7 protein-coding genes are annotated in these 8,910 nt (G+C 36.0%); 4 read left to right on the top strand and 3 right to left on the bottom strand.

Annotated elements, in window-relative coordinates:
• Positions 1–46: 46 nt before the first annotated feature.
• Both KIM67_RS13935 and KIM67_RS13930 read right to left on the bottom strand, forming a co-directional pair.
• Complete coding sequence (locus KIM67_RS13935) at positions 47–619, bottom strand: toll/interleukin-1 receptor domain-containing protein (RefSeq protein ID WP_213832170.1); 573 nt, start codon at positions 617–619, stop codon at positions 47–49.
• A gap of 602 nt (positions 620–1,221) precedes the next feature.
• Positions 1,222–3,210, bottom strand: a complete 1,989-nt coding sequence (locus tag KIM67_RS13930; RefSeq protein ID WP_213832169.1) for an alpha/beta hydrolase-fold protein — start codon at positions 3,208–3,210, stop codon at positions 1,222–1,224.
• A 180-nt stretch (positions 3,211–3,390) separates the two neighbouring features.
• Here KIM67_RS13930 and KIM67_RS13925 point away from each other — a divergent pair, with 180 nt between their 5' ends.
• On the top strand, positions 3,391–4,383 hold the full coding sequence (locus tag KIM67_RS13925) for a sensor histidine kinase (protein WP_213832168.1): 993 nt from the start codon (positions 3,391–3,393) through the stop codon (positions 4,381–4,383).
• 5 nt (positions 4,384–4,388) lie between these two features.
• Positions 4,389–5,084 (top strand): LytTR family DNA-binding domain-containing protein, encoded by a 696-nt coding sequence (locus tag KIM67_RS13920; protein WP_213832167.1) that lies wholly within the window; start codon positions 4,389–4,391, stop codon positions 5,082–5,084.
• A gap of 186 nt (positions 5,085–5,270) precedes the next feature.
• Here the strand turns inward: KIM67_RS13920 and KIM67_RS13915 are convergent, their stop codons facing one another.
• On the bottom strand, positions 5,271–6,035 hold the full coding sequence (locus KIM67_RS13915) for a DUF6090 family protein (RefSeq protein ID WP_213832166.1): 765 nt from the start codon (positions 6,033–6,035) through the stop codon (positions 5,271–5,273).
• A 118-nt stretch (positions 6,036–6,153) separates the two neighbouring features.
• On the opposite strand from KIM67_RS13915, the gene KIM67_RS13910 reads away from it, so the two are divergent.
• Both KIM67_RS13910 and KIM67_RS13905 read left to right on the top strand, forming a co-directional pair.
• Positions 6,154–7,254, top strand: coding sequence for an AraC family transcriptional regulator (locus tag KIM67_RS13910; protein WP_213832165.1), 1,101 nt, complete (start codon positions 6,154–6,156; stop codon positions 7,252–7,254).
• Between the two features lie 240 nt (positions 7,255–7,494).
• The gene (locus KIM67_RS13905; RefSeq protein ID WP_213832164.1) at positions 7,495–8,766 is read left to right on the top strand and encodes an alpha/beta fold hydrolase; all 1,272 of its coding nucleotides are present in this window, start codon (positions 7,495–7,497) and stop codon (positions 8,764–8,766) included.
• Positions 8,767–8,910 lie beyond the last annotated feature (144 nt).

Here is an 8,910-nt window from a genome sequence, read left to right as displayed (position 1 = left end):
AGAATTCTTCCCCCAAACGATGAACATTGATCATAATTTTATGAATTTAGCAACGTCCTAAAACAGGTAAGGCTACATTTTTAGGGAAGGCTACAGGTTCATAATTCAACTTTTTTAAATCATCAAAATAATAATGGTTGTGAATGCTTAAATGCTCAAGAAAACCATCTATACTATCCCGAATATCCTTATAGTGATTAAGCATCGTGAAAATTGAATCGCTTTTGCTTATAGTTTTTAAAGAACGTAACTGTTCTTCCAAAACCTCAATTTCATTTTCCCAGAATAACAAATAGTTGGACCTTGACTTAATGTTGAAAACTTCAGACCCGTCAACGATAATTGGAAGAATCTGATTTTTAAAAGTTTTAGAACTAAGAAGCTCAATAGCTTCATACATGCAATTAGAGGACTTCAAAAAATCATCACTAATGATTACAAGCGCATAATCGGATTCTGTAATTTTCTGCATGAACTTTTTTAAACTCCCTTTATAATCTAAATCTCTAACATCACGAACAAGTCTAATGCCAAGTTCATAAAAGTACTTTTCAACTTCATCTGCAATACTCCTGTTCTTCCATGAATAGGATATGAAAATTTGTTTATCAAATACCATAATCTTTGTCTAATACATTGATAAGATATATCACGGAACCTTACCTATCCTTTATAATTTTTAACCAGTAACTCATACCAACTTCTTTAATATCAAAGCTGATAAAAATATTAACCCTTTAATAGGTATTCTTTCGGGGGAAGTAAGTTGTAGGAAGTCAATACTTTGGTGCACTTCAATATAGAAATAGGGCAGAGAAATCTATTAAAGAAAAACCTTAGAAATTCTGGGGATTTTCTACTATTTCAAGGTGTTTTTGATAGTTTTTATTAACAATTTAGGTTTTAAGCCATTCCATACACTTTCACCTCCCCCACTCTGTGGCCTCGGCAGAAACCGTATTCCATTACCTTTTTTTAAAGAAGATTTTTAGAAGAAATTTTTTCTGCAAGTTCTGGACAGGCGCCACAGGTACATTATGAAACATTAATATTCCATAATTAACCATGGTGCCTGTGCTGAGGGCAGCCAAGGTATAAAATTGCTTGGAAGTCTTTTCTTAATTGACAATTATTACATAGGTACAACTGATAAAAAAACGACTCCAGAACAGGTCTGAAGTCGTTAAAATCTTTCTATGCTTTATGTCCTGAAAAAACAATTTAATTTTTGGCAAATGCCGGAACGACGGTTTCAAAAATGGGTTTCATAATTTTGTCATCATCCCTGTCAAAACCTGAGATAACTATAGTCAAATCCAGTTCTTCCACGACCATAACGCGCTGTCCACCACCTCCCCAAGCCAAGGTCATATCATAGCTTTTGTTCCCTACCTGTACAGGTGTATAGTACCAAAAGTAGCCATAAAGATAATTCTTGGGCATCCAATCTATTGCTGGCCTTACAATACCACTGGTAGCTTTTTCTAGATAAGCTGCAGAAATGAACTGCTCCCCATTCAGTTTACCACCGTTTTGCACCAAGTGTCCAAACTTGAGCATGTCGCGAGGCATAATACTTGCCCGCCATCCCGCTTGTGGCAAACCACTGGCATGATCGGACCATTCGTAATTGGTAATACCGAGTTTGTTTAGAAATTCTTCCTGTATAAAGTTTTCAGCTGTTCCAGGCACCACAGCGTCAATAACCGTCATGACCATCATAGGGTTAAAATTGCCATATAAATAGGTCTGGGTTTCATTGGTAATGGGCTCACTGCGTTCAAAAAGTGTCTGAACCAACCCCTGCCCTTTTAGTTTAACAGAATCATTTTCAACTTCTTTCCATTTTTCTCTATCAATCGTCAATCCACCTTGCATGGTCAATGCCTTATTCAGCGTGATTTTTTCCGTGCCTTTCGTGAATTTTTTAGAATCTAAGTCTTTCAAGAAATGCGTCAAAGGTTTGTCCAGATCTTCCATAGTCAAATAACCCAACTGCATAGCTCTTCCCAAGATTAAACTGGTATACCCTTTTACCGCGGAAGCTTGCCCGTGCGGCACATTAATGCGCCCTTTTTTATAGTAGGACTCAAAAATAAGCTTGTTTTTGTGCGAAATGAGCAAGGCATCATAATTTCCATATGTGCCCTCAAAAATTTCTTGGGCAACATTTAGGATTGCCTCCTTCTTATTATCATCAACCGATAATTCTCCAACTGATATCCCATCTTCCCTATCCTCGGGAGTGGTGCTAACAAAAGCATTATTAAGTTGGGGAATTTCCCGGAATGAAGCCTTATAGTCATCCACTGCAATAGGTGACATTGAGGATGACAGCCAGGCGACACTTTCCACTGCGATTCTTGGGAAAGCAGTTTGGTGATTGCCTTCAATGGTTTTGCTCTGCATGGATACCTTCAAATGTTTTCTAGCCCGTAGTAAATCCTTAAATGCCTCGGTAGTTTCATCCCTTTCTTTCTCCAAGGTACCGTATGCCATAAATACATTGGCATGCAATGTCTTGTCCTTATCAGTCTCGGCAGCTACAAGTTTAGCATTGATCTCCGATAGATAGGGCATTGTGCCTTTGCTCAATGGACTGCCAAGAATGTAATTATCAAAAGTATCGGGTTGCGTCAGCAGTATGTAAGCACCAAATCCTCCGCTTAGTGAGTATCCGAAATAGCTACGACTGTTGGGGTCGGTACGATAGTTTTTATCGACATAATTGATCACATCGTTCCGTATAAATGCCAAGTGATTTTCGGCTTGGCCAAATTTAAGTTTGGGATGATCGGGATTTGATTTTTTCCAGAATGAATAATCGGTAAACCGGCTGACGTGTTCTCCATATTGTTGCCTTAATTCTTCTGCCACGTCCTTCTGCCAGGAAATTCCAACTAGAATAATATCTTCCAATATGTATTCTGTAGCACCGGACAGCATTTCACGATGCCACACGGCATCCGTATAATAAAGGACAGGATATTTTTTATCGGGGTTCTCAGCGTAATCTTCAGGCAACTCTATATAAAGTTCATAGTTCCTTTCAGTTTTTGTTTCCTTTATAGGAACTACCTGGATCTGCGGTAATACCAAGGAAGTTCCTGTTGCGGTTGATGAGATTTTTTTTGCGCTATTTTCCTGTGTAAATGCGTTCTTTGTTAGTATAAGAAATAGTACCAGTAACCCTTTAGTAATGCCTTTCATTGTTTATTTGTTATAGCTGAACGATAAAAGTATCGTATAAACCCTACCTGATCTTGTAAACAGGATAAGCCTAGAGATTAAATGATGAAATCACTTCATCATTGATATAAGCGTTTTACAAGAAATTATGAAAGTTTGTGTCTGTAAGCAGTACTTTTAATCTTTCACTAAAAAGGATTCATGACACAAAAGTCTTTGAAGAAAATCATACTCATCAATCTGGGTGCATTTTTATTGGTGCTGCTACTGGAACTATTGAGTAATTGGATTGTCAAGGACAAACTGGGTTCTGATTATGCGCTATTCGTTCACAGTTTGAACTATACTGTACACATCATGGGAATAATCTGGGTCAATCATTTTATTCTCATTCCCTTTTTCCTGGACAAAAAGCGCTACTTGTTATTTTCCATATTTCTTGTGGCCACCATCTTTGCCGCAATTTCTAGCAAAATAAACTTTGCATATAGTTGGAATACTATTTCTAAATTTTTCTTCTTCTTTTTATATACCACCGGAACGGGAATGGCAGCTTTTTTTTTACGAAGAAGCATGCGCATTCAAAGAGAAAACAGTGAAAAAGAAAAACTGCAAAGAGAACTGGAGTTGAATTACTTAAAGGAACAGGTAAACCCACATTTTTTATTTAATTCATTAAATAGCATTTATTCGCTTTCCAGACAGCAATCCAAGGAAACGCCCGAGGTTGTCATGCAACTTTCGGAATTGATGCGATATCAATTAGAAAGTGCTAAAAAGGACTTTGTTTCGCTGAAGGAAGAGCTGGAGTTTATAGAGAATTATTTATTGCTGGAAGAAAAACGATTGAGCAAACGTTGTACCATTGAATTTTTAATTGAAGGAGAATCATCAAATTATAAAATAGCGCCAATGCTACTCATACCCTTTGTTGAAAATGCGGTTAAGCATGGCGCTCAAGCCACCAATGCACAGAGTACAATCGATGTGAATGTTTCCATAAAAAATGCTAAGCTTCATGTTCATGTTGTAAATTCAAAGCATAATACAGCAACCAAATCGTCAAGAATGGGGACTGGGCTTGAAAATGTACAGAGACGACTAAGTTTATTATATCCGAATGCCCATGTACTAGATATCAATGATATGGAGAAAACATATCATGTAAATTTATCCATTGACCTAACAGACTAGTAGGAATGATTAAAATTGCCATTGTTGATGATGAACAGTTAGCTCGTGAAGTGCTGGAAGAGTATTGTTCTAAAATAAACAACTTTGAATTGGTCTTAAGTACTGGGAACCCCATCGAGTTCGTGAATTTTATACAGGAAAATAAAATTGACCTTGTTTTTTTGGATATAGAAATGCCGGAACTTAATGGAATGGGAATTTTGCGTTCTATGATACAGTCACCTAAAGTGATTTTAACAACGGCATATTCTGAGTATGCGTTAGAAAGCTACGACTTTGGTGTAGTCGATTACTTATTGAAACCTATAAAACTTGAACGTTTTTTACAAGCCATAAACAAAGTTTCCACTTCTACACTAACAGAGCCGATACCGAATAAAAAACAAGAAGAACTTGCCATAAAGCACGATGGATTACCGATTACCCTTCCGTTGAAATCAATTCTCTACATTCAAAGTTTCGGGAATTATTTAAAAATTTTTACGGATACCAGAATGTATCTTATCTCCGAGACACTGATTAATATCAACACCTTGCTATCTGAAAATTTTCATCGCACGCATAAATCCTATATTGCCAATTTGGACAGGGTTACAAAGGCTACTCGAACACACTTATTGATTGTAGATAAGAAGGTGCCTGTAAGTGCCATGTACAAGGTTGTTGTATTTGAAAAATTGGAAGCTTTGGCGAAGCCATAAATACACATCCTAATTCTACGCCGTTCCATACACATTTCCCTCCCCTCCTATCCTCCTACGCTGATGCTTTGGCGGACAAGCTCGTCGGGTCGTGTAAAAAGTGTTCCGTTATCTTTTCAAAGAAGATATTTAGAAGAAATTTTTCTAGGAATATTCGGTTAACTTTCGCTTTTACCAAAGCTCAAGTTACATAACGCGAGAACATTTCTGTATTTCATGTTCCAGATCATCGATAAGATGTTCATATTCCGACTTTAAGCTTAGACCTTTTAACATAACTTCACTCATTTTGTTCAAAAGCAAAATATACATGTTCTCAACTTTCGAGGATTGAAAAACTTTGATGTAAGAAGCTTTATCCTTTTGTTCTTCATACTCTGTTCTATCCCTTAGGCCAGCTAAAACCTCTGGTTTAATACTGTAATTATTGATAAAGTACTTTTCCAAATGCTCCTTGGTATATTCCGTGATTTCGTCTTCACTTTCTTGATAGTCCTTTACGATATCATATAATTTTGATATCCGATTTTTTAGGGAATCATTCGTTATCAGTTCAATTTTACCAGAATTGATCATGGCATTATAAATCCCAGTGGATGGGTCGAACGTATAGTTTCTAACATTTAATGTTATCAAAGAGTCGAGATACGTATTCGTTTGGTTAGAAATATCTTTAAAAACAACTTCTCGCAGACTTCTGTTCCGTAGAACTTGGGCATTAAAAATGCTGTCGAACTCGGCAACATTAATTTTAATGGATTCGTATAAACTGTTTAGGGTCTTTAATTGTTCCTTTTTTAATTGTTCCTTTTGGTTCCAATTATCAATTTGAAGAGCAATCAAGATTCCTATGACGACAAGTACTATTTCTCCGATTGCATAAATCAAATATTTGCTGAACTTATTTTCGGTAAGGAGTCTTTGACGAATCTTTCTAAAGAATTTTATCATTTAATCAGTGGTTGGTCATAATGAGTCAGTATAGCTCGACGTAAAGTACAAATTACTTTCGCTTTTATCAAAGCGCAAGAACATTACAGTACATTTTGTATTTCATTAAACTTTCTTAATGCGGTCGGCTACGCGGCATGTTTTTTTTACATTTGAGATAAAGGAGAAATCTATTGTCGTTCAGCTTTATGTGCAATCCGTATTTGATATGTTAGACGCGATACTTGTAGCTATTATTAGCAGTTTTGGTTTGGGGCTAAGCTTTTTCTTCGGAATAGTTCTTTTGAAGAACAGAAAGCTTCCAAACCGTATTCTGGGCTTGCTTTTGATTGTTTTCGCACTTCGCATAACAAAATCTATTCTTTATAATTTTGTTGAGCTGCCCCTGCTTATAAAGAATTTAGGACTGGCGGCCAATTTGGCTGTTGGCCCGCTGCTATATCTATATGGTTACCATTTGTTATCTCAAAATCAATCTTTTAAAAGGTCTCATTTATTACACTTTACGCCCTCTTTATTTTATGTTTTATTTGGCCAAATGATTCCAAATTCCGATGGCAGTGTCTTTTGGGATATCAGTTACATATTTATCCTGTTTCAATCATATCTATATCTTGGGATGAGCATATATCTTTATCGAAACAAAATGAAAGGTATTCTGAAAGAACTACGACTGTGGTATGTACGACTCATTTTTACGTTGGGATTAATCTGGATGTGCTACACATTGATTTTTGTTGGCATTCTCCCAGTATATTCGGCAGGTCCGGTAGCATATTCCTTTTTTATAGTCCTGCTGGCGTACTTGGGAATAAATTCAAAAAAAGCCTTTGACCTTAGCCTAACACCAAAATATAGGACTTCCAAACTGACCCCCGAAAAGGGCAAAGTCTATTTTGATAAAATTGAAAATGTAATGAAAGAAAAGCAGTTATATCTAAATCCTGGATTAACCGTAGCCTCTGTTGCTGAAACAATAGGAATATCTTCACGCGACGTTTCTGAAATTATAAACAAATATGCGAATCAGAATTTTGCCAGTTATATAAATAACTACAGAATAGAAGAGGCTAAATGTTTATTGAAGGCTCGAAGCAAAAAAACCAAAATAATAAGTGTTGCCTTAGATGCTGGTTTCAATAGTCTTTCTACATTTAATGTTGCATTTAAGGCTATAACAAATTTGACTCCTTCAGAATATAGGGCTACGCATAATTAAAGACTTACTTTCAGGAATCCAAATCCATTCGCTACATAATATAATTAGGAAACAGCTTCCCGCTTTAATAAACATAATTAAAGGTCATAACTGATAACAATTACCTTTAACAATCCTCTTCTACCATAATTATTCTCACAAAAAGCTTTTCCCAAATATTCCGATAAATCGTTTTTCAATTCAGGAATCCATAAGTCAAAAAGGTCTTCGGAATATAACTTGCAGCTAAAATCTATATTTATGAAACGTACTGGAATTCTTCTTTTTATTATAGGGTTGGCTGCTTTTACTTGTAGACTTGATCCCCTAAATGCTCAGGAAACCGTTTTCGATTTTGATAGAAACGATATAGTGCCCAATAAGAATGTTAGCCTACCCTTGTTAGAGAGATACCTACAATCATTTGATAAAAACGGCTTAGATAAGGAAGAAACGATTTTTGATAGAAATAGCGTCATATATAAAAATGATCTTCCGGTACCAGTTGTAAAACGATATGAGGAAATTCTTGGTATAACAGGAAGATTTGAATTAGTTGGGAACGTGAATCTATGGGTCGAAGAAATGGGAGAAGGGATTCCACTAGTTTTGGTTAGCGGAGGTCCAGGAACCAGTTCACATTATTTTCATCCTCATTTTCTTGAAGCTTCAAAATTTTCAAGAGTAATCTATTATGATCTTAGAGGAGTCGGATTATCAGAAAGAACGCCTGAAAAAGAAGGTTACAGCATAATGCAGGCTGTGGATGATCTAGAAAACCTTAGAATAAAGCTGGGGATACAAAAATGGGTTGTTTTAGGGTTATCCTTTGGAGGAACAATAACCCAGTTATATTCCTTAAAATATTCGGAGAGCCTATTAGGAATGGTTTTGGTAAGTTCATCGCTACCTATGTCAATTGATATTGGACTGGGGTCAAGGCAATATGACTATCAATCTCAAAAAGAACGCAACAGGATCGAACAAATCTATTCCCTTAATGGTAAAAGAGCATTCCCAGTACATTCTGAAATGGTAAATCCGGATTTACAGAAAAAAATGTTGTTCAATGCTTTTATGAACGGGGAATGGAAAAGACGGCATTTAAAGAAATGGACGGTAATGGATATGGCGATGTATGCCAAGTATGAGTTTGTCCATGATAAAAATTATTACAGTACCATGCTTAAAGATTACTTTAATTATGACCTGAAGGAAGCATTTAAAAATTGCCCAATTCCTACCCTTATTATTGATGGTGAATGGGATTTGGCCTATTCTTCAGAGAAACATGAAATAATGAAAGCCCAATTTCCCAATGCCAGATATTTATTGGTTAAAGGCGCTGGGCATATTCCCTATGAAGAAAATCCATCTGTTTTTTTTGAAACGCTGAAAGGGTTTTTAAAATTATCAAATTCGTACGAAAATATTACCATTACAACATGGAAGAAAGATATCAATCTTGACGCATATCGGAAAAGAAACCTGGCCCAGGATCCGAACTTTCAAAATACGAAAAGAGGGCAGTAGAAATAAAAACAACCTATAAAACAATTAGCAAGAGTTTTCATAAAAATGAAAACCCCATGAAATCCAAGGCTTCATTTTACATTCCAAATAGTCTTTATTCAAAAAGAATGAAGGACAACCGCAAGAAATCGTGTAGAAAAGCAT

The organism is Flagellimonas sp. 389 (assembly GCF_018449435.1).
In the GTDB taxonomy this organism is placed as follows: Bacteria; Bacteroidota; Bacteroidia; order Flavobacteriales; family Flavobacteriaceae; genus Flagellimonas.
This window is presented reverse-complemented; position numbering and strand designations above follow the sequence as displayed.

What these genes read in the sequence shown, in the direction of transcription:
- KIM67_RS13935 (WP_213832170.1), bottom strand. Translation starts at nt 619, where the DNA reads ATGGTATTTGATAAACAAATTTTCATATCCTATTCATGGAAGAACAGG.
- KIM67_RS13930 (WP_213832169.1), bottom strand. Translation starts at nt 3,210, where the DNA reads ATGAAAGGCATTACTAAAGGGTTACTGGTACTATTTCTTATACTAACA.
- KIM67_RS13925 (WP_213832168.1), top strand. Translation starts at nt 3,391, where the DNA reads ATGACACAAAAGTCTTTGAAGAAAATCATACTCATCAATCTGGGTGCA.
- KIM67_RS13920 (WP_213832167.1), top strand. Translation starts at nt 4,389, where the DNA reads ATGATTAAAATTGCCATTGTTGATGATGAACAGTTAGCTCGTGAAGTG.
- KIM67_RS13915 (WP_213832166.1), bottom strand. Translation starts at nt 6,035, where the DNA reads ATGATAAAATTCTTTAGAAAGATTCGTCAAAGACTCCTTACCGAAAAT.
- KIM67_RS13910 (WP_213832165.1), top strand. Translation starts at nt 6,154, where the DNA reads ATGCGGTCGGCTACGCGGCATGTTTTTTTTACATTTGAGATAAAGGAG.
- KIM67_RS13905 (WP_213832164.1), top strand. Translation starts at nt 7,495, where the DNA reads ATGAAACGTACTGGAATTCTTCTTTTTATTATAGGGTTGGCTGCTTTT.